Annotated in this window: 20 protein-coding genes and 1 pseudogene; 11 read left to right on the forward strand and 10 right to left on the reverse strand. The window is 64.6% G+C overall.

What is annotated here, in order from left to right:
- From DBR22_RS02620 to DBR22_RS02635, 4 genes and pseudogenes are all read left to right on the forward strand, one after another.
- Positions 1 to 502: pseudogene (locus tag DBR22_RS02620) on the forward strand (glycosyltransferase); the annotation flags it as partial.
- Complete coding sequence (locus tag DBR22_RS02625; protein ID WP_108597654.1) at positions 499 to 840, forward strand: hypothetical protein; 342 nt, start codon at positions 499 to 501, stop codon at positions 838 to 840. The pseudogene DBR22_RS02620 and the gene DBR22_RS02625, both read left to right, overlap by 4 nt.
- Complete coding sequence (locus DBR22_RS02630; RefSeq protein ID WP_108597655.1) at positions 837 to 1,040, forward strand: hypothetical protein; 204 nt, start codon at positions 837 to 839, stop codon at positions 1,038 to 1,040. Before DBR22_RS02625 ends, DBR22_RS02630 begins: the two co-directional genes overlap by 4 nt.
- Entirely contained in the window at positions 1,037 to 2,089 is a 1,053-nt protein-coding gene (locus DBR22_RS02635) for a hypothetical protein (RefSeq protein ID WP_108597656.1), read from the forward strand. The genes DBR22_RS02630 and DBR22_RS02635 overlap by 4 nt, the downstream gene beginning before the upstream one ends.
- A 78-nt stretch (positions 2,090 to 2,167) precedes the next feature.
- On the opposite strand, the gene DBR22_RS02640 is transcribed toward DBR22_RS02635, so the two are convergent.
- The 4 genes from DBR22_RS02640 to DBR22_RS02655 form a co-directional block, all read right to left on the reverse strand.
- Entirely contained in the window at positions 2,168 to 3,025 is an 858-nt protein-coding gene (locus DBR22_RS02640) for a glycoside hydrolase family 16 protein (protein WP_108597657.1), read from the reverse strand.
- A gap of 164 nt (positions 3,026 to 3,189) precedes the next feature.
- Positions 3,190 to 4,353, reverse strand: coding sequence for a DegT/DnrJ/EryC1/StrS family aminotransferase (locus DBR22_RS02645; RefSeq protein WP_258229017.1), 1,164 nt, complete (start codon positions 4,351 to 4,353; stop codon positions 3,190 to 3,192).
- A 198-nt stretch (positions 4,354 to 4,551) separates the two neighbouring features.
- Positions 4,552 to 7,245 (reverse strand): AAA family ATPase, encoded by a 2,694-nt coding sequence (locus DBR22_RS02650; protein ID WP_108597658.1) that lies wholly within the window; start codon positions 7,243 to 7,245, stop codon positions 4,552 to 4,554.
- A 243-nt stretch (positions 7,246 to 7,488) separates the two neighbouring features.
- A complete protein-coding gene (locus DBR22_RS02655; protein ID WP_258229018.1) occupies positions 7,489 to 8,154 on the reverse strand; it encodes a DUF1345 domain-containing protein in 666 nt (221 codons plus the stop codon).
- Positions 8,155 to 8,423: 269 nt separating this feature from the next.
- Between DBR22_RS02655 and rpsF the strand changes: the two genes are divergently transcribed.
- From rpsF to rplI, 4 genes are all read left to right on the forward strand, one after another.
- Entirely contained in the window at positions 8,424 to 8,729 is a 306-nt protein-coding gene (gene rpsF / locus DBR22_RS02660) for a 30S ribosomal protein S6 (protein ID WP_011693941.1), read from the forward strand.
- Positions 8,730 to 8,801: 72 nt separating this feature from the next.
- Entirely contained in the window at positions 8,802 to 9,377 is a 576-nt protein-coding gene (locus DBR22_RS02665) for a single-stranded DNA-binding protein (RefSeq protein WP_108597659.1), read from the forward strand.
- 128 nt (positions 9,378 to 9,505) lie between these two features.
- Complete coding sequence (gene rpsR, locus DBR22_RS02670) at positions 9,506 to 9,745, forward strand: 30S ribosomal protein S18 (RefSeq protein WP_003800144.1); 240 nt, start codon at positions 9,506 to 9,508, stop codon at positions 9,743 to 9,745.
- 15 nt (positions 9,746 to 9,760) lie between these two features.
- Entirely contained in the window at positions 9,761 to 10,213 is a 453-nt protein-coding gene (rplI, locus tag DBR22_RS02675; RefSeq protein ID WP_108597660.1) for a 50S ribosomal protein L9, read from the forward strand.
- 179 nt (positions 10,214 to 10,392) lie between these two features.
- On the opposite strand, the gene DBR22_RS02680 is transcribed toward rplI, so the two are convergent.
- Together DBR22_RS02680 and DBR22_RS02685 are read right to left on the reverse strand one after the other, a co-directional pair.
- On the reverse strand, positions 10,393 to 10,815 hold the full coding sequence (locus DBR22_RS02680) for a DUF1801 domain-containing protein (protein WP_108597661.1): 423 nt from the start codon (positions 10,813 to 10,815) through the stop codon (positions 10,393 to 10,395).
- Positions 10,816 to 10,847: 32 nt separating this feature from the next.
- The gene (locus tag DBR22_RS02685) at positions 10,848 to 11,804 is read right to left on the reverse strand and encodes a hypothetical protein (RefSeq protein WP_258229019.1); all 957 of its coding nucleotides are present in this window, start codon (positions 11,802 to 11,804) and stop codon (positions 10,848 to 10,850) included.
- 272 nt (positions 11,805 to 12,076) lie between these two features.
- On the opposite strand from DBR22_RS02685, the gene DBR22_RS02690 reads away from it, so the two are divergent.
- Both DBR22_RS02690 and DBR22_RS02695 read left to right on the forward strand, forming a co-directional pair.
- On the forward strand, positions 12,077 to 12,703 hold the full coding sequence (locus tag DBR22_RS02690; protein ID WP_108597663.1) for an FMN reductase: 627 nt from the start codon (positions 12,077 to 12,079) through the stop codon (positions 12,701 to 12,703).
- A gap of 68 nt (positions 12,704 to 12,771) precedes the next feature.
- Positions 12,772 to 13,125, forward strand: coding sequence for a TFIIB-type zinc ribbon-containing protein (locus tag DBR22_RS02695; protein ID WP_258229020.1), 354 nt, complete (start codon positions 12,772 to 12,774; stop codon positions 13,123 to 13,125).
- A gap of 18 nt (positions 13,126 to 13,143) precedes the next feature.
- Here the strand turns inward: DBR22_RS02695 and DBR22_RS02700 are convergent, their stop codons facing one another.
- Positions 13,144 to 13,713, reverse strand: coding sequence for a hypothetical protein (locus DBR22_RS02700; RefSeq protein WP_108597665.1), 570 nt, complete (start codon positions 13,711 to 13,713; stop codon positions 13,144 to 13,146).
- A gap of 2 nt (positions 13,714 to 13,715) precedes the next feature.
- A complete protein-coding gene (locus DBR22_RS02705; RefSeq protein ID WP_108597666.1) occupies positions 13,716 to 14,171 on the reverse strand; it encodes a hypothetical protein in 456 nt (151 codons plus the stop codon).
- Between the two features lie 685 nt (positions 14,172 to 14,856).
- On the opposite strand from DBR22_RS02705, the gene dnaB reads away from it, so the two are divergent.
- Positions 14,857 to 16,239 carry a replicative DNA helicase gene (gene dnaB, locus DBR22_RS02710; RefSeq protein WP_108597667.1) on the forward strand — a complete coding sequence of 461 codons (1,383 nt, stop codon included), beginning with the start codon at positions 14,857 to 14,859 and terminating at the stop codon, positions 16,237 to 16,239.
- Between the two features lie 27 nt (positions 16,240 to 16,266).
- On the opposite strand, the gene DBR22_RS02715 is transcribed toward dnaB, so the two are convergent.
- Together DBR22_RS02715 and DBR22_RS25145 are read right to left on the reverse strand one after the other, a co-directional pair.
- Positions 16,267 to 17,235, reverse strand: a complete 969-nt coding sequence (locus tag DBR22_RS02715) for an acyl-CoA thioesterase (RefSeq protein ID WP_108597668.1) — start codon at positions 17,233 to 17,235, stop codon at positions 16,267 to 16,269.
- A gap of 148 nt (positions 17,236 to 17,383) precedes the next feature.
- The coding region (locus tag DBR22_RS25145) for a rhamnogalacturonan lyase family protein (protein WP_108597669.1) at positions 17,384 to 20,999 on the reverse strand (3,616 nt) is incomplete at its 5' end.

Here is a 20,999-nt window from a genome sequence, read left to right on the forward strand (position 1 = left end):
GCAAGCAGGTGAGCGCCAGACGCTTCGCCGCCCGTCCGTCCGGGCGGCGAAGCGTCTGGCGCTCACCTGCTTGCTGCTGACCGTGATGAGTGTAACCGGCCGCTACGGTAACGCCGAGTATGACGTATTCAGCGATGCCGAGATGGCCGCCGTCACCACCGTCCAGAGCCTCGCGCCACCCGGCGCCACGATCATTTCGGCGGCCCACCCGACGCCCTGGCGCGACGAGACCTACCTCGAACACCGGTACCGGACGATAGACGACCTGTGCCCGTCCAGTCTGACGACGGAGACGTGCGGCCCGCTCATCTACACCTACGCACGGAACAACTCCGCAGGCGCGTTCCTGCTGCTGACGAGGGCATCGGAGGCGAGTCTCGTACTCCAGGGAAAGAGCAGCATCCGCGGATTCGCCGATTTGGAGGAATGGTTCAGCGCGCAGGACGGGGTGCAGCTCGCGTTCAGCACCGCTGACGCCCGCGTGTACCGGGTGACGCCATGAGCGGCATTGGTATCAGCCGGCTTACCATCGCCCTCGCTCTCGCGGCGGTCGCTCTCACACTGGTGACGCTCATCGGGCTGCCAACACTGCTGCAGGCCATCGCTGCCATCGCAGTCCTCATCCTGCTCCCGGGCCAGGCACTGGCGCGGCTCACGCCCGTGACCGACGGCGCGTTGACCGCACTGCTCGTCGTGGCTCTGGGGCTAGCCTCGCTCACCGCGGTGGCCACCGCGATGTTCTACCTGTCTGTGTGGTCATGGCAGGCATGCGTCGTCACGATGGCAGTCATCACCGTCCTCGCGTGCGTGGCACGCGCACGGCAGGAGGCCACGTCATGATCGACGTTGCGGGATTGCTTGCGGCTGCCGCGCTGCTGGTCACCCTCGTCGCGCTCGAGGTCCGGCGCGCCGGCGCAGACTCCGGGCAGACCACGCGCCCGAAGGTCCTCGGCCGAACGGTGAGCGGCAGGGCTGTGGCCGTCATGTGGGCGCTCTACCTGATCCTCTTCGTTCCACGCGTCCTGGGACTGATCGCGTGAGCCGCGCGGCACGGTGGTGGCTCCTTAGCGACCTCCACCTGGGCGATTTGGATGAGGACCCCCGGCTCCCCGGCAGGGTACTGCCGGAGTTCCTGCACCGCGAAGTGCTCGCAGCATCCGGTCCGCAGCAGCGCGTGGCCTTCGTCGGTGACACGTTCGAGCTCGCCGGTTTCGACGAGGGCGGGAGCCTGGCCCGGCTCGAGTCCATCCTTGCAAGCCACCCCGCCACGTTCGAGGCGCTGGCGGCGTGTGCCGCGGGTGGCGTGCAGCTGCACTTTGTGTGCGGAAACCACGACGTGGAACTGGCCCGGCCCGCGGTTGCGGCCCGCCTGTCCGAGCTTCTGTCACCCGGTGAGCCCACCCGGATCCAGGTACATCCGTGGTTGCTCCACGTTCCCCAGGTGCTGGTGGCGGAGCATGGGCACCAACACCACGCGCTGCACCGCATCCCTGAACTGCTCCGCACGGGCGTCAACGGCACAGATGGCCTCGCCCTGCCACCGCTCGCTGCCTGGCACGCCCAGCCGTCGTCGTCGCGCGTGAGCCGTGCCCGGGCCGTTGCACGGGCCTGCCTGGAGTCTGAAAGGGCCGAACGCCGCGTCCGGGAGTCCGCGTACGACGGGATGTTGCAGACCGCGTCAGCAGGGCTCACGCTCGACGAGGCAGCCGTTAGGGCGCTGGCGCGCCTGTCCCGGTTCCGCACGGTCCAGGCGCTCCCGCGCGCCGCCACCCGTATGGTGCTCGCGGCGGCCGGGCGCAGAAGTGCCGGCGAGAAGGCTCCTGCTGCAGCGGGCCGCTCCGCGCGGATCCTGGAGGCACACGGTTCCGGGGTGGCCTGGTATATCTCGGGCCACACCCACCGGGCCCTTGAGTCGGCGCTGGAGGCGTCCTCCACCCGGTACGCCAACACCGGCACGTGGTCTTCAGACGTCCGCGGTGGCGGACCTGACCAGTCGGACCGTCAGGCATTCCCGTACGTCGTGGTCGACGTCGCCCATGATGGCGGCACCAGCGGCGGTCTACGGTACTGGCGTCCGGATGGTGGCTGAGGCACCGGTCAAGCCAGGGAGACTGCCGGGTCTCCTTCATGACCCATGGGAGGCCGCGGCCTGGAGCCGCTGCGGGAGTCAGGGAGTAGTACCGGCGGGCGCATAGACGCGCACCCAGTCCACCCGCATTTCACCAGGGCCGTTAGGGGAGTCGTCCGGGAACCAGTCCAGTTGCAGCGTCTGGTGCATCGATGCAGGAGGCTGGTGCCCGGGGTCGGTGTCCTCAAACCACTTCACCCCATCCACGTAGCCGACAATCCCCTGGGGAGACCAGTCAACCGCGTAGTTGTGGAACTGACTGACGTCCAGGGCAATGGCCGTCGACGTCTGCTTGTTCGCACATGAATAGTGATGGTAGAACTTCATGACGTTCCAGTCACCAGCGGTCTCAGCGTAGTCAACTTCGCCTTCACACGGCCAGTTCCTGCTGTCCGGCCACAGGAGCGCCACCAGATGGTACTCATTGTCACCCGAGCCCGCCGCCCGGACCTCCCACCGGCCGTACTTTTGCCTGCCGAACTTTGCGCTGATTCCAGCGGTCGTGCCATCCGCTGTCCCATTGATGACCATTTTGGAACCGTCTACGGTGACCTGCTGCGGACTGCGGATGCCATTTCCCGCATGCCCGGCACTGTTGTACACGGACCACTTCGCGGGGTCCGGGGCCCCGATGTAATCGAACTCGTCGCCGGCGATCGGCGTACCCCAGTTCAAATCCGTGGCGGCCGAGCCGGTCGACAGCGTTGTCGGCGTCGGCTTCGGCGTGGGCGTGAGCGTCGGCTTCACCTTGGGCGTGGGCGTGGGCGTTGGGGTGGGCGTGGCTGAAGCTGAAGTGGTGGCCGGCTCTGCCCACTCGACTGTCGGTTGAGCGGACGGTGCCGAGCAGCCGGCCAGGAAGATAGCCGCCACCCCCAGGACGAGCAAGTGTTCACGCATACTCAGATGATAAGGGCATCGCCTGGCGGGGACGCCTCTGCGGCCGCTCCCAAAGACATTCCGTACGCCCGCCCGCTGTGCCTGGCGGTGGCATAACGGGCACCGCGGAGGCCCCGGGAGGCAACCTTCCGGGGTAACGCCGGCAGCGCTCAGTATCGGACCTCTCACGGGCGGATCCCGGCTGCCGCACGAATGCTGTTCATGACGCGGTTCAGGCCCACGTTCTCCAGGTTGTGGAAGATCGGAAGAACCAGGGTCCGGTCGGTCAGGCGTTCGGTGGCCTGGAGCCCTGCGTTTCCAGTATCGCGCCACCGGTAGGCGGGCTGTCGGTGTGCCGCCATCGGGCCGCGGCACGCTGAAATCCCGGCATCGGCCAGGCGGCCCAGGAGCCCTTCCCGGTCGGTGGCAAAGCCCGGGAGGACTTCGAGCCAGAAGGACTGGAAGTTGGTTTCCCCGTAGGGCGGATCGGTGACCAACCGGAGCCCGGCGAGGACGGAAAGGCCCGCCTCATAACGGGCCGCGATCTCGCGGCGGCGGGCCACGATCTCGCCCAGCCTGCCCAGTTGCACAACGCCGAGCGCAGCCTGCAGTTCCGTCATCTGGTAGTCGAAGCCGACCTCGACGTAAACCTCCGGCGCGGCCACGGGGGAGCGGTGGCGGTCCACCGGCGGCACGTTCAGCGAATGGCCACGGAGGCTCCGGGCCCGTGCCGCCCAGTCCGCCCGGTGGGTTGTCAGCATGCCTCCTTCGCCGGTGGTGAGGACGTTATCCGGGTGGAATGACCACACGGCAATGTCCGCCCCGGTGCCCACAGGCCTGCCCCGGTACGCAGAGCCAACAGCGCATCCGGCGTCTTCGATCAGGATGATTTCGTGCCGCTCGCACAGCTCGACAACAGGGTCCAGGTCAACCGGAACGCCGGCCTGGTCCACCACGATCACGGCCCGCGTGTCCAGGGTCAGTGCCGCCCGGACAGCGGCCGCAGTCACGGTGCCCGTGAGCGGATCAACGTCGCAGAATACCGGCCGCGCCCCGACGTATGTCACGGCATTGACGGTGGCGATGAAGGCCAGTGACGGAACCACCACGTCATCGCCGGGACCGATGCCGGCCACGACCAATGCCAGGTGCAGCGCGGACGTGCCGCTGGACGTTGCGACGGCGTGGCGCACCTCCTGCACGGCGCTGAAGTTCGCCTCAAACTCCTTCACCTTCGGCCCCTGGGTGAGCACTCCCGAGGCCAGGACCTCGGCCACGGCGCGGGTCTCATCGTCGCCGAGCCACGGTTCCATGACTTTGATGCGGGCCAGCACGGTTTCCGCAGTCACCTGGCACCGGCTTCTCTGGCGACCGTACTCATTGTCCGGGTCCTTCCCGTCCTGGCCCCCAGGGACTTTGCATTCCGTACTGCCAATTTAGTTGGCTGCGTTCCCTTCCGGCGCGGGAAGCAGCCTGTTGTGCGGGCCCGGGCACGGAACCATGCGGGAACTGCGGGAACCTGCAGATCCTGTATCCCGGCCGTTGGCCTAGAGGAAGGGAAGGACATATTGTTCACTGGCCCGGGCGGCCTCCTTGCCCGTCGCGAGGGCTGTCAGCTGTGCGCGTGATTCAACGCCGAGCTTCCGGTAAATCGTGGTGAGGCGCACCTCTACGGTCCTCACAGACACGTAGAGGGTTGCCGCGATTTCCTTGTTCCGCATCCCGCGCGCCACCATGCGGGCCAACACGCGCTCATGGTCTGAAAGCAGGAGGATTGCGGGGTTGCCGGGGGCTCCTGCCGGTTCCATCCGTTCGTCGAGCAGCAGCGACCCGACGTGCTGGGCCCAAGCGTCCGCACCGGCTTCGTCAAACATGACCTTCGCGCGCATCAGGCCGTCCTTGGCCTCGCGTTGCCGGCCAAATGCGCTCAACCGCTCCCCGTAGCACAGCAGGGTCCTGGCGCGCTCCAGGACCGAATCCTGGGAGGCCGGGGACTCGAGGGCGTACTTGAACAGGTGAAGCGACTGTTCGCCGTCGGCAAGCATGGCCCGGCTGCGGGCCACGGCCGTCACCAGCCAGGGAGACCGCTGTCCCACGGCGCGGCCCGCCAGCCGGCGGAGCGCCTGGGTCGCTTCGTGGTGGCGGCCCAGGCGGACCAGGACTTCCACCAGATCCGCCTCACAGCGGAGCAGCGTCGGGTTTCCGTATCCCGCTCCGATCTCGGCGGCGCGGGAGAGCTGCGCGAGGGACTCCGCCAGATTGCCGCGCATGAGTGCGAAGTGCCCCTGGCAGGCCGCCAACTGGGCGGTGATGGCCGGATGGCCGTCCGCCCCGAAGAAATGCTGCGCCTCTGCAACGTAGAGCCGTGCCATGGCCTCATCGCCCAGGGAATGGGCCCGCCATACCCGGAAGATGTGCCGCATCCCCCGGTGGTATTTCGCTTCCGGTTCGTTGAGTTCCAGGTCTTCAATGAGCCGGATGGCCTTGCGGACATGGCCCGCCCGGATCTCGTTATCAACAGCGAGGCAGTCTGCGGTTTCCCGCCAATTGACGTTGCTCGCTTCCGCCGAGTTCCGGACTCTGGCGAAGGCTTCCTGGGCAAGGTCATGGTGTCCCGCGTAGCTCAGGGCCCTCCCCTGCACCAGGAGCGTGGCGACAGTCTTGCCGGCAGCCTCGTGCTGACGGCTGACGTCATCCGTGTTGCCACTGATCGCTTCGATCAGAATTTTGGCCTGGTCTGCCACCGCCAGGGAGTTCTCGGAGGCGGCGTCCCCAAACTTTTCGGCGTGTTGGAGCAGCGCTTTCGCATCCTCCAGTTCCCACCGCTCGGCGTAATAGAGCGAACCGACGGCCAACAGCGAGGCGGAGTAAGCCGGATCGTGCTGCCCGAACTCCTTGACAAGGCGGAGCACCATGCTGGACCGAACGGCAGCGCCTTGCATGAATTGGATTTCGAAGGCGAGCCCTGTGAGGCGAAGAATAAGCGGAGGGTTGCGTGTCACGCGCTGTGCCCAGTCCAGGTAGCGCCTGGCGTAGACGAACTCACCCCTGTTGAACAGCAGTTCCGCCACTGCTGTGAGCCGTGCCGCTGTCTCTGCTTCCCACGGATTGATGGTCAGTGCGCGCTCGATGAATTCCACGGCGAATGACACCTCTCCGCCCCGGATCAGGTCAACGGCGAACCGAAGCAGGCCAAAGGGTGTCTGGCGTTCCAGTGCGGTGAAACTCTGGTGCCACCGGTGTGCGTACGGGTCCGTTTCCCCGGCGGCATCGGCCAGCGCGCGGTGGTTGGCTGTCCGGATGGCCGGTGTCATGGTGCCGAACGCATAACCACGGAGCAACGGGTCCTGGATCCGCAGGTACGGACCGGACCTGCTGACCATGCCGTTGGCCAGGAGCTCGTCCACGCCTGCCCAGACGTCGCCATCAACTTTTTCCAAGGCGGCGATGTCACTCCGGCAGGATAACGACATGAGGTCAAGTAAGTGGCGCGCCGCCGGGGTCAGGCCGCCCACCGTTGCGGCGAACTCCGCCTCAAAACTTCCCTTGCAGGGCAGCGGGATGGGGAGCGCATACTTCCCTTCCGCCTGGCGCTCCAGCAAGCACGTATAAAGTTCGACGGCGGCCAACGGGTTGCCTTGGGTGGCTGCGGCTACGGCGTGCACGGCCGCCGTCGCCGTTTGCCGGGCGGGGATCGCTTCCAGCATACGAACGGTGTCGTTGTAGCTGAGCACCCTCAGGTGAAGTGCCGGCAGGCTGTTGAACGGACTGTCCGGTGAGTCTTCCCGGACGCTGGTGAAAAGTGCGATCTCGGTGCCGGCCAGGCGGCGGGCAAGGAATCCGATCACTGCCTGGCTGCTGGGATCCAACTGGTCGGCGTCGTCTATCACGATCACGGTCCGTGACGATGAGCGCTGGTGCAACCCGTTGAGCAGCATGGTTGAAACGGTGGGGACGTCCATGGTGCCAGTGGAATCCCTTAACAGGTTCTCGGCGAACCGGTTGAGCACGGGATCGTCTATCCCGTTGAGGAGCGCGGTAAGGCCTGACAGCGGCCAGTCGGACTCGGAGGCGCTGGCCCGGAGGAAGACCGTCCGGTATTCAGAGAGGCGCGGGATCTCGGACAGGAGGGCGGATTTGCCCACGCCCCGCCGCCCGACGATTGTCAGCGCAGATTCCCGGGGTCCCCGGATCACCGAGAGGATCCGCTGCAACTCCATGCTTCTGCCAATTAACGACATGCGGCCCCCATCTTCTATGAAGGAGACCGATTCCTTTTATATCCGGCACTGCTTTATGAGGGATCCGCACTCTCACAGGTTGCGGATCAAAACTCCTGGATGCTTAATTTGCGTCCAGCACGGTACCCAGCCGATGGATGCAAATATAGCTTCGATCAGGGTGTTGCACCAGAGAAATTCGAGGTCACGTGTACTCGACTTTTATGTGGGGGTTTTTGTGCATTTGCAGGTATCAATTACGCATTACACCGCGAGTCCCAGCACCAGGTTGATTGTCGCCGCAAGGATGACAGTGCCAAAAAGGTACGAGAGCAGGCTGTGTTTAAGCGCCTCGCGCCGGATCCGCGGATTCTCAAGGTTGGTGTCCGATACCTGGTACGTCATTCCGATGCTGGTGGCCAGGTAGGCGAAGTCGGTGTATTGCGGGGGCTCGTCCTGGTTAAAGCTGACGCCGCCGTCCTTCTCCCCGCCGTAATAGTGGGCGGCGTATCGCAGCGTAAAAAGCGTCTGCACGAGCATCCAAGACAGTGCCACGCTGGCCAGGACCAACGCCGCCCCGCCCACCTGTGTGGCGTCATCGCGCCTGTGGGAATAGACCACGACGACGGCGACTGCGGCCAGGGACGCAATGTTCGCCGCCAGTATGAGCAGGTCGGTGGTGGGCCGGGAGGGGTCTTCGGCGACGGCATGGGCCTTGGTCTCCGCTGGATCCATGCGGCCGACCACCAGCCAGACCCAGGCGACGTAGACAAAGGATGCGGTAGCCCACCCCGCGGCCGGCGCCTGTACCCACAGGCCGGCGGCGCCGGCTGCGGCCGCCGCGCTGAGTCCGGCCGCCATCATGGCCACAAACCTGAGCCGGCTGCGCCTCACCTTGAGCGGGCGGGCATTGTGCTGGGCGGCTTCCATGCCCTGTACTCTAGCTTCGGCCCGGAACGCCATGGACCGGCCGCGGGCGCCGTTTTCCACATACGCCGCCGCCGGCTTCCGGCGTTCGGGGTCCTTCGATAGCCTTGAGTCAAGCGCGAATCGCCTATCCGGTCCAAATGCACTAAGATATTGAAGTCTGTGCTGCGCCCTGCCTCCGTTCCGTTGGCGGGGCTTTGCATGGCATCGCAAATGAACCTCCTGTTACGGAAATGCCGTAACCGCTTAGCCCAAAGGAGGTGGGTTCACATATGCGTCCTTACGAATTGATGGTAATCATCGACCCCGAGGTCGAAGAGCGTACCGTTGAGCCGTCGCTTCAGAAGTTCCTGAATGTCATCACCAACGATGGTGGAACCATCGAAAAGGTTGACATCTGGGGCCGTCGTCGGCTGGCCTACGAAATCAAGAAGAAGTCTGAAGGTATCTACGCCGTGGTGAACTTCACCGCCAAGCCGGATACCGCCAAGGAACTTGACCGCCAGTTGTCTCTTAACGAGACCATCATGCGCACCAAGATCACCCGCCCCGAAGAGCAGAAAGTTGTTGCTGAGTAATTTCAGCTTCAATCTTCATTCTTTACCCGCAGGATCGAATTCTTCATCCAGGATCGAACAAGGAGGCAGTAGATGGCAGGCGAAACCACTATTACGGTCATCGGTAATCTCACCAATGACCCGGAATTGCGGTTCACACCGTCAGGTTCGGCAGTAGCGAACTTCACCATCGCTTCCACCCCACGCACCTTTGACCGCCAGTCCAATGAGTGGAAGGACGGGGAAACCCTGTTCCTCCGCGCTGCCGTCTGGCGTGAAGCAGCCGAGAACGTCGCCGAGTCCCTCACCAAGGGCATGCGCGTGATTGTTTCCGGCCGGCTGAAGAGCCGTTCCTACGAAACCAAAGAAGGCGAAAAGCGCACCGTAATCGAGCTCGAAGTCGATGAAATCGGCCCGAGCCTGCGCTACGCCAATGCCAAGGTTAACCGCACCCAGCGCTCCGGCGGTCAGGGTGGACAGGGTGGCTTCGGCGGCGGCAACGGCGGCGGTGGCTTCGGTGGCGGCAACTCTGGTGGAAACCAGGGCGGCAACTCCGGTGGCTTCGGTGGCGGCAACCAGCAGGCTGCACAGGAGGATCCCTGGGCAACGCCCGGCGTCTCCAATGCGGGCGGCTGGGGCAACGGCCCCGATTCCGAACCTCCCTTCTAAACAACAAAAAACAAGGCCCGACGCCGGGACAGCCCAGGTGCCCAAAGGCACCCAGGTTACTGCCGCCGTCGGACCACCACCATCCCGTGGATCAACATCCACGGGCTCCATAGAATAGGAGCTCCACGATGGCTAAGGCTGAACTCCGTAAGCCCAAACCAAAGTCCAACCCCTTGAAGGCCGCTGACATCACTGTCATCGACTACAAGGACGTAGCATTGCTGCGCAAGTTCATCTCCGACCGCGGAAAGATCCGCGCCCGTCGCGTCACTGGCGTCACGGTGCAGGAACAGCGCAAAATCGCCCAGGCAATCAAGAACGCCCGCGAAGTTGCTCTGCTGCCTTACTCCGGCGCTGGCCGCGGTTAAGGAAGGGAAACTAACATGGCAAAGCTCATTCTGACCCACGAAGTAACCGGTCTCGGTGCTGCTGGCGACGTTGTCGAGGTCAAGGACGGTTACGCACGTAACTACCTGCTGCCCCGCAACTTCGCCCTGACCTGGTCCAAGGGTGGCGAGAAGCAGGTTGAGTCCATCAAGGCTGCCCGCGCCGCCCGCGAGCACGCTTCCCTGGAAGACGCTCAGAAGCAGGCCGCTGCACTCTCCGCCAAGCCGGTCAAGCTCGTCGTCAAGGCTGGCGAGACCGGACGCCTGTTCGGCACCGTCAAGCAGGCCGACGTCGCTGACGCTGTTGAGGCCGCTGGCCTTGGCCGCATCGACAAGCGCAAGGTTGAACTGCCGGCACACATCAAGTCGGTTGGTTCCTACCAGGCCAACGTCCGTCTCCACGACGACGTTGCTGCTGTGATCGAACTCGACGTAGTCGCAGGCAAGTAGTCCTCAGGGCTACGCAGCACTGAACTGCCGGAAGACCCCCGTCGCCCTCACCGGCGGCGGGGGTCTTCCTGCGTCCCGCGGACAGCCCGACGCCACTGCAACGCGGGGTCACTCAAGACCCAATAAACGGCTCCCGAGGGACATTAAGTGACCCCGCGTTGCTGTGGTGGACGGGTGGGTCAGGGGCTGTGCATCACTGTGGTCACGTGCCGGTAGCCCGCCCGGATCAGCTCGGCAAGGACTGCCTCGTCCACATCCTCGAGCTTGTTGATGTACAGGCAGCCCGCGCCGGTCTTGTACTTACCCAGCCTCGGCAGCAGTTCCTCCGCCTCGGGGCCATAGGTGAGCCCGTAGAGCGAAAGGCTCGCTTTCCGGGGAGAGAACCCCACTGCGGCGGCATCGCCCTCCCTGCCCGTTTCGTATTTGTAGTGGTAGTGCCCGAAGCCCACAATTGTGGGTCCCCACATCTCCGCTTTCTCTCCGGTGATCCCAGTCATCAGCTCCAGCAGGCGAAGGCCGTCACGATGCCGGACAGGGTGTTCGACGGCGGCGATGAATTCCTCCACTGACGCGCCGGTTGCCTGTGTCTTGTTTTCAGCCATGCAGGCAGTCTGGCAGAGCCGGCCCGGCTTTGTCAGCCGCGCGTCCCTGAGTCCGTGCTTGAGCCCGACGTTGGAACGAAATTCCAGTCAAAAGACCCGTCGTCCCTGAGTGTCAGCCGAAGGAAACCGTGGGTGTCGCTGAACCGCTTCTCGATGTACGGCGGACTGCTGGTGAACGGACGCAGACCAATACCTCCCGTGGAGACCTGGAAGGCTGTCATGCCGTCACTGACGCACTGGTCGGCGTTGTCCACCGGACATGACCGTTCGTAGTTGTGTTGGGACCCCGACAGGGTCAGGCGGACCCGGTGCTTCCACATCACGTCGATCCACGGCTTGTGGTCAGCTGCCCGCTCATGCTCGTCCGTGTTCGATGTGAAGTACGGTTCGTGGTAGACGACTGCCAGATGCTTACCGGCCGCCTTGGCTGCGGCGAGGTCTTCATCGAGCCATGCCGTCAATGACTCGGCCTGCTTGGGGTTATACCGCCAGTGGGCGGACGACAGGAACGCAAAGTGCCAGTTCCCGAAGTCCTTGGAGTAGGCCCTTCCGTTCCCGATGAACCCGCGCTGTTCGTTGATGGCTGCCTTGTCCTTGGACCCCGGGCACTGGCCGTTCATGAAGTTGTCGAGGTCTTCGTTCCGCCCTGGTTCCCAGTCGTGGTTTGGCGCAGACACCCAGTACAACTTGGGCATCGTGCCACCCCACAGGGGCGTCCAGTACTTTACGTAGTCGGCGCAGTCCGCAATGTCGTACTGGAAGTCCCCGAGCCCCAGGAACGCATCAATTTCGTTGTCCTGCACGAGTCGGGTGATCGCTGCAGCGTTCCGGCCGGACGGGCTGTCCGGGTCAGTGGTCTTGGGGCCGTTCATGTCGCCGACAGCAGCGATCCGTACTTCAGCCGCAGGGGACTGCCGGTCAGGCGGCTCCGGACCGCTGGTGCAACCCGCGATGGAGACCGCCATGAGGGCTGCCGCGGTTGTGGCCACACCCCGGAAGGATCTGAGACGAGAGAGGGCCGACTTCATCCGATATCCCTTCGAGGAGGGGACCGCCGGCCGGCTCCTGGGACAGCCAGGCACCGGCATCTCTCGATGTTCCCCAAGGCTGGATGGGCTGTCAAGGATGCGGGTTGGGCGGGGTGCGGCCGTCCGCGCAGCGGCTCCGCCGGTGGTGCGGAATAAACGCAGGCTGCCGCCGGTTACCTCGATACATGCAAACACATGTAACCTGGTATCAACCGAACTTTCAGGAGTCCATAGTGGAAACCCGCCGCATCACCGTCCTTTCCGCCGGCCTTGGTGTCCCGTCTTCAAGCCGGCTTCTTGCCGATCAGCTTGCCGCCGCCACAGAACACCGGCTCAGTGCCGCGGGCTATGACGTGAGCGTGGACGTTGTTGAGCTCAGGGACTTCGCCGTGGACATCGCAAACAACTTTGTCACCGGCTACGCAAGCCCGCGCCTGGCTGATGTCATCACCGGCGTGGAGGCCTCCGACGGCATCATTGCCGTCAGCCCCGTCTTCAGCGCGTCCTACAGCGGCCTCTTCAAGTCGTTCATCGACGTCCTTGATCCAAAGTCCCTGGAAGGCAAGGCCGTGCTGCTCGGGGCCACCGGCGGAACGGACCGCCACCAGATGGTCCTCGAGTACGCCATGCGTCCGCTGTTCAGCTACCTGCGGACCAGGATGACTGCTACCGGCGTCTTTGCCGGCCCACAGGACTGGGGGAACAACGACGACGGCGGATCACCCCTGTCGGCCCGCATCGACCGTGCAGCAGCCGAGCTTGCGGACCTCCTCACGGGCGGGCAGCCGGGCTCCCGGCCCGCCGTGGCGCAGTCGCTGCCGTTCGAACAGCTGCTGGCAGGCATATCGGGTGGCCGCTGATCCGGCTGCTGATCCCGGCTGCCGAACTAACCTGGCCCGCCGATCGTTGACCGGTCATGAAATGTCCCGTGGATTCGATTGACCTGATCATGAGCGAACGCAGCGGTGTGGAGATTGACTACTGCCCCCAGTGCCGCGGCGTCTGGCTCGACCGGGGTGAGCTGGATAAGATCATCGACCGCGCCAACGAGGCAATGGGGGGAAGCGCCCAGCCGGCGGCCCGCCCGGCTGCTGCGCCGCAGGCATCGGCGCCGGTTCCGCCGCCCTTGTATCCGAACTTTGAGCCCCAGCGTGGCCAGCCCCGCTACGACCGGCCCCGCTCTGACGACCGGAACTACGGCAAGCAGGGCTATGACCGCGACTACGACCGCCGGCGGCCCAAGAAGAAGGAAGGCTGGCTGGGGGACCTGTTCGACTTCTAGGGCCCAGCAGGCGTCCGGCTAGTCATCGAGCAGGGCAATGAACTCGCGCGCCTGCTTCAAGGTGATGTCCGAGTGCCTGGTGAGGGCGTTCGCGGCGGCCTCTGTGTCGCCGCTTCGCGCCAGAGTGCGGATGCGCCCGTAGATTTCGTCGTTGAGCATGTTGCTGCTGACCTCCCGCGTGACATCACCCTTGCTGGCAATGGCACGGTACCGGTACGGGAACCGCTGCGGTGCGTCGTCGTCAGTGTCCACCTCGGCCGTTTCGGCCGGAACGCTGCGGTAGGGCTGCGGGTGGGCGGCCAACGCCGCCACGGCGTCGCGGGCAGAGCGCAGGCCCTCACCTGTGGACTCGTAATAGAGTTTGATGGCCGCCATTGCCTGACCCTGTGCAATCAGGGCGTACAGCCGGCGGTGCTGTTCTTCGGTGAGCTTTGCGGCGGCACTGCGCGCCAGCTCTACCGGATCCGGCGGCGGAACAGAGCCCGCTTCCCTGGCGGATGACTGCCGCCTGCTGAACGCGCGGGCTGCCAGGGCCACTGCGGCGCCGACGACCGCGAGGATAATGACGGGGATCACGAGCGATTCCATTTCTAAAGCCGATCTACATACTCTTTGGCGGTTGCCAGGTCTGTTTGGGTTGCTTGACGGAGAAGCTTGATGGCTTCAATCTTGTGCCCGTTACGGGCCAGCGTCTGAAGCTGCAAGGCAAGCTGTGGGTCCAACTGCCCGCCGTGAGCCACCGACTGACCGTGGTGACCGGCCGCCGTCCCGGACTGGGCGCGCTGCGCGGCGCGGGCGTTGCCTTCCTGCTGCAGTTGCTGTTGTTCGTTCTGGCTGGGACGGGTCTTGGCCTCAAGCCGGGCACGTGCGGCCGTAGCCACCCGCACCTGCTCCGCATAATGCTCTGCCGAGCGTCTGGCGAGGTCCTGTTGATATTTTTCCGCATCCGAAGTCCCCGAATCACGGGGCCTCAGGGCTGTTGTCAGTGCCCAAATAACTGCCCCCAGGATGATGGCCGGCAGCAGGACCATCAGTATGTCGCCCATGTTTAGAGCTTATGCCAGACGGGGCGTTATCCACAGCACATTCCCGCCTTTGCATACATGGCTGCCGCCGTCCCGTCAAAGCAGACAGAGCCTGTGGGGTTCATCACGGGAAGTGAATGAATCGGCCCTCCGAAGGAGGCCAAAGCGGTCCCGGTCCGGGCCGGCCGGGCTGCAAGCTGTGGATGAAGGTTTCGAAAAATAATATTTCGTCCACACCCCGGAATAATGTTTGTGCAGGTCAGAGGCTCGCAGGGGTGCAAAGTATTTTTGTTTCCACAGGTTCACCCACAGGCTGTGCACAAGCTATGCCAGTTAGTGCACAGGTTATCCACAGGCCGGGCGGGAGGTGGGCTTGGACAGTGGAGCGGGGCCGGATACCGTAGCGGGAGACCTGTTCCGTGAGGTGCAATCAGCGCCGCCGCGGACGGGTATGTGCCCCGGTGGCAGGTACCCATTCCTGCTCCGGCGGCAACCTCTGTGGATAACTTTGTGGATTGTGGGGATAACTCTCTTTGCCCGCACAACCGACTGCCCAGGCCCACGCGGCCTTCGTTGTCAGTGGCGGCTGATAGACCTGAAGCAGCCGCGCTGGAGGCAGGTTGTGAAAGAACCACAGGCCGGCATCCGGCAGGAATTGGCTTGAACGCCGCGGCATCACGCGGCATATAAACGGAGGACGGCAGCTTTGTCAGTAACGCACCTGGACTCGATCGAGGGTACCCGCGGATCAGAAACCAGCCGAAAGCCGCCCCAGGACATCCCCGCTGAGCAGTCTGTTCTTGGCGGCATGATGCTTTCCAAGGATGCCATCGCCGATGTTGTGGAAATCCTCCGCGGCCAGGATTTTTACCGGCCGGCCCACGAAACCATCTATGAGGCCATCATTGACCTCTATGGCCGTGGCGAGCCCGCCGACGCCGTCACCGTCTCGGATGAACTGACCAAGCGTGCCGAGATCAACAGGATCGGCGGCCCTGCCTACCTGCACGAGCTGATCCAGACCGTACCCACCGCGGCCAACGCCGGCTACTACGCCGAGATCGTTGCCGAACGGGCTGTCCTCCGCCGCCTCGTCAACGCAGGAACCAAGATCGTCCAGCTGGGCTATGGCTCCGATGGCGAGGTGGAGGATCTGGTCAACCAGGCCCAGGCTGAGGTCTACGCCGTGGCCGAGCGCCGCACGGCCGAGGACTATGTGGTCCTCAAAGACGTCATGGAAGCCACGGTGGACGAGATCGAAGCCTCCGGACACCGCGGCGAAGGCATGACAGGTGTGCCCACCGGTTTCTACGAGCTGGACGAACTCACCCACGGCCTGCACCCGGGCCAGATGATTGTCATCGCCGCCCGGCCCGCTGTCGGTAAGTCCACGTTTGCCCTGGACTTCGCCAGGTCGGCCGCGATCAAGAACAACCTGGCCACGGTCATGTTCTCCCTGGAAATGGGCCGGAACGAGATTGCCATGCGCCTCCTCTCGGCCGAGGCAACCATCGGCCTGCAGGACCTTCGCAAGGGCACCATCAAGGACGAGCAGTGGTCCAAGATCGCCACCACCATGGGCAGGATGAACGATGCCCCGCTGTTCATTGACGACAGCCCCAACATGTCGCTGATGGAAATCCGTGCCAAGTGCCGCCGTCTCAAGCAGCAGCATGACCTCAAGCTGGTGATCCTCGACTACCTGCAGCTCATGAGCTCGGGCAAGAAGGTGGAGTCGCGCCAGCAGGAAGTCTCCGAGTTCTCCCGCGCGCTCAAACTCCTGGCCAAGGAGCTCCAGGTGCCGGTGATTGCCCTCTCGCAGCTGAACCGTGGCTCCGAGCAGCGCCAGGACAAGCGGCCCATGGTCTCGGACCTCCGTGAATCCGGTTCCATCGAGCAGGATGCCGACATGGTCATTCTGCTGCACCGTGAAGACGTCTATGACAAGGAGTCACCGCGTGCAGGCGAGGCTGACATCCTGATCGCCAAGCACCGTAACGGACCCACCAAGGACATTGTGGTGGCGTTCCAGGGCCACTACTCCCGCTTCGCGAACATGGCGGCCGACGCCGGAGGCGGCGGCTTCTAAGGTCCACCCACCGCCGTTGGAACGGGCTTAGCCCTGGGCCAGCAGGTGGTTGGGGAGCCGGTTTCCCGGGGCTGTGCCCCGGATTTCGAGCAGCTCGCGCGCATGCGCGTGCAGCCGCTTGTCCTCCTCCGAGACCGGCACCCAGCGGGGGATGGGCACGGAGGTGCCTTCGGCGTCGCGCGCCACCATCACGGTGAGGCAGTACGTGGTCAGGTTCAGCTCCCTGGTCTTCGGATCACCGGAGCGCACGTGGACAGCCACGTGCATTCCCTTGGTTCCGGTGTAAACCAGGCGCGCCTCCACTTCCACCACGTGGCCGATCAGCAGTGGCCGGTAGAAGCGGACACCGCCGGAGAAGACTGCTACCGTGTCCAGGCCGCAGTAGCGGGAAGCGCAGACGTAAGCGGCTTCGTCGATCCACTTCATCACGATGCCGCCGTGGACCTTCCCTCCCCAATTCACGTCCGTGGGGGCGGCCATGAACCGCAGCGTCACACGCTCGGCCGTCCCGGCGTCGGTATATTCCTGGGCGTTCATAGCTTCGACGATCCGTTCCCGGACCTTGATCCGTGCCACGGCGTGATCGCGCTGTTCGATCTCTTCCGCGGTTGCCGGCTCAAACTGCCTCACGGGGATGGGCTTTCCGTCATCGCCGACCGCTACGAAGATCACGATGCACTGGCTGCGCATCGTGGCCGGGCCACCCTTGGGATCGCTGGAGGAGACCACGGTGCGGATATGCATGGAGGAGCGGCCCGTGTACACGATGGTGGCCTGTACCTCCACCATGTCCCCGCTGTTCACGGGGTCTGCGAAGTGGATGTTGCCGACGTAGGCCGTGACGCAGTAGGACTTTGCCCAGCCGACGGCGGCAGCATAAGCGGCCTTGTCCACCCACTCCAGCACCGTTCCGGCGTCAACGGACCCGCTGTGGCCCACGTCCATCGGAGCGGCCAGGAAGCGGAGGGTCACGGAATTGGCGGCGGACTCAGTCATGCTGCGATCTTACTGAGGCGCCGGGGTTACCCGGGCGTCGGGGAGGACACAAAGACGCAACAGGAACTGCCCCGCCCGCCGGAGGGCGGACAGGGCAGTTCGTGGTGCAACGTGTTGTTTCGCTGACGGTTACGGCGTGTCCATGCGGTTAGCGTGCGCCGGTGTAGGTGATGTCCGGCTGTGCCGGCAACTCCATGCCGGCACCGATAAAGAAGCCGGGATGCGGCGGCTGGTTGTAGGAGATGTTTTCGCGTGCCACCGAGAGGCGGTACACAGGATCGTGCATCAGGGTCCGGAGCCGGACGTCAGTGCCTGCGGTGGTGGTGTAGATCCGCAGTTCCGTGCTGTCCGACGACGGCCACGCGATTTCCTCACGCCAGTCGCCCAGGAGGTCGGCCTGGATGGCCGGGGTCCCCTTGGTGCTGTTATTCGACTTTGCGCCGGTGGCCGTCAGGAGACGGTCACTTGACTCGGTTTCCCAGTTCCATTTCGAGATGCTCGGTGTTCCCTTGCTGGTGGTGGCATCCCAATCGTGGTCCACGATCTCGCGGAGCAGGTCCCCGTCCCACCAGGCAAGGAAGTTGGCCGCCGGTATCTTATTGGCGATCAGGCCGCCCTTGGCTGAGCGGAGTTCGCCCACCGGGGAGTTCCACGCGGCGTCGCCGCCGATAGCCCAGCCCTCGGCCCCGGCATGCCGGGGGTCAATGTCGCCGGCTGCTGCCCGTCCGGTGTCCTTGAGGGCCGGAATGCTCCAGAGGACCTCACCGGTCCGGGAGTCACGGAACGTGGCGCCCTTGTTCCCGCTGGAACCCATGTCCTCGTGGGCGGCGAACGTTTCGAGTCCCGGCCGGGAGGGGTCAAGGTCACTGGTGTGGATCGCATCGCCGTGGCCGAGGCCGGTGTTGTAGAGCGGCTTGCCGTTGTCATCGATGGTCAAGGAGCCAAAGACGAACTCATCCTTGCCGTCAGCGTCCACGTCGGCCACTGAGAGGTTGTGGTTTCCCTGGCCGCGGTACTGGGCGCCTGCGGTGTCTGAATCGAAGATCCAGCGCTTGACGATCTTGCCGGCCACGAGATCGTACGTGGCCAGCACGGTGCGGGTGTAGTAGCCGCGGCTGAACATCATGGAGGGGTGTTCGCCGTCGAGGTAGGCCACAGCCCCCAGGAAGCGGTCCACGCGGTTGCCGTAGCCGTCACCCCAGGCTGCCACATCACCGCGGGGCGGATCGTAGGCCACGGTGTCCATGATGGTGCCCGTGGCGCCGTGGAAGACCGAGAGGTACTCCGGTCCCGTCAGGACGTAGCCGCTGCTGTTGCGGTAATCCGCGGTGGCATTTCCGACGACCGTGCCTGCTGCGTCACGTGTGCCGTCCGCAGTCTTCATCGCGATTTCGGCCTTGCCGTCGCTGTCGAAGTCGTAGGCGAGCAGCTGCGTGTAGTGCGCGCCGGCACGGATGTTCGGGCCCATGTTGATCCGCCAGAGCCTGGTCCCATCCATCTTGTAGGCGTCCACGTAGACGGTGCCGGTGTAGCCCGCCTGTGAGTTGTCCTTGGAGTTGGACGGTGACCACAGCTGGATGACCTCGTAGGTGCCATCGCCGTCGACGTCGGCAACACTCGAGTCGCCGGCCGAATAGCTGTAGGGCTGCCCGTCCTTGGTGTAGTCGTCGGCAGGCTTGTCCAGCTTGACCGCCAGGTAGTCCTGCGCCATGGGGGCGAACTCGGCGGTGAGCTGGTCCGCGCCGTTGCCCACAGCCTTGATGACGTACCGGGAGCCCGCGGTTCCCTCGGCATCAAGGTAGGTGGTGCTGTTCCGGATCGGGTCAACGGTGAGCTGGACGCCGTCGCGGATGACATGGAAGCCGATCTGCTCCGGGTCCAGGCCCAGCATGCGCCAACCCACGCGGACGCCCTCGCCTGTCAGCAGCGCAACGGGGGCGCGGTCAAGCGCCTCCATCTGCCGGTTCACTATGGTGACCTTTTCGGTCCCGATCACGGCGGACGGCGCGGATTCGCCGCCCTTGTTCACGGTGGTTACGCGGTAGTAGTACCTGATGGTGGTCAGGACCGTGGTGTCCGTGTAGTTCACCTCGGTGGCCCGGCCGACGTACTCAAATGGTCCGTTCGGGGACGTGGACCGGTAGACCTGGTAGGCCGCAGCACCGGTGACCCGCTGCCATTTGAGGCTGATGCTGGTCTTTTCGATGGCCTTGATGTCCACTTTGCCGGTGGCAGCCGGCACTGGGGTGTTCGGATCCACGAGGGCCACGTCCACGGTGTTGGAGGGGACCGACTCGAGGCCGGTGTGGTCCACCGCGGTGACGAAGTACTGGTACTTCAGGCCGGCGAAGGCGCTGCTGTCCCGGAAGGATGCTGTGGTGACGTCCTCTGCGATCAGCTGCGGGTCAGCTTCATGGGCTGCCTTGCGGAACAACTTGTAGCTGGCGGCATCGCCTACGGCGTCCCACGCGAGGTCCACCACCGGCGGTTCCGCGCCGGCGTCGATGGCCGTGGTGCGCAGATTGGTGGGTCCCACGAGGAGCGGGGTGACCTCGAGGCCGTTGAGGCGCTGCCCGGAACCGCTGATGGTCAGGTTGAGCTGGCCGTCGGAGACCAGGACCTGGTTGATGATCTTGGTGGCGGAGGAGGCCTTGGACGAGGCCACCTGTCCGTAGGGGGTGCCTTCGGCGGCCACGTCGGTCCGGGTGGAGCCGATCCAGTCGCTGTGGTACGTCTTCAGGGCGTAGGTGCCGTTGGGGACGTCGAGCTGGAATTCGAAGCTGGTGCCGCTGAGGACAAAGTCGCGCAGCAGGTTGGTGGTGACGGCGCCGCGGTCGCGGTCGCTGAGGACGCTGATGTCCTTGAATCCGAATCCACGTTCCTTGGAGTACGCCATGGTCCTGTTGACCTCGGTGTAGCCGGGTTCAACCGGGGCTCCCACGGGGCCGAAGTCGAACTTGTACTTGGCCTCCTTGGTGGTCAGGTTCAGGGTGTCGCTTGGCTCGGAGAGTCCCTTGCCGTTCAGGGCAGCGACGCGGACGTTGTAGGCCGTGCCTTCGGCCAGCCCGGTGAGGTTGGCGGTGGGGACGGTCGCAGTGGTGGCCAGCTTCCAGGCGGTGTCCGGTTCGGAGGCCAGTTTGCGGTAGACCTTGTAGATGTCCGCGCCTTCCACCGGCTGCCACTTCAAGAGGGCCCCGGCGTTGGAGATGCTCCCGGCCACCAGTCCCTGGGGCTTTGCGGGAACGGCCGACGGCGGGGTGATCTCCTTGACATGTGCGGCCAGCGGATCGCTGAGCTGCTTGACACTGCCTGCGATCAGGCGTGCGATCTGGATGGCGCCGTATTCCTGGAAGTGCGTGTTGTCCACCGTGCCGGTGGGCCGGTTCGGGTAAACCCCGGCGTCGACGTGCAGGAAGACGGACTTGGTGTCCTCCGGGCCGATGGCGTCGTAGTAGGCGCGGCTCAGGGCGGAGAGATCCACCAGTGCCACGTTCTCCTCGGTGGCCAGTTCCTGCATCTTGGCCACATATTCGGGGAAGCTGACGCGGAATTTGCCGGTTGCTTCGTCGTAGTCGCGCCGTCCCACGGGGGTTACCAGGACGGGGGTGGCGCCGCGTTGCCGGGCACCATCGACGTACGTCCTGAGGTACTCCTTGTAGTCGGCCGGGGAGGCGTAGCGGTCATCCACGCCGAAGGTGGCGTCGTTGTGGCCGAACTGCACCATGAGGTAGTCCCCGGGATTGATGACCCGGAGGATCTCGTCC

The organism is Arthrobacter sp. HMWF013 (assembly GCF_003061105.1).
Lineage (GTDB): Bacteria > Actinomycetota > Actinomycetes > Actinomycetales > Micrococcaceae > Arthrobacter.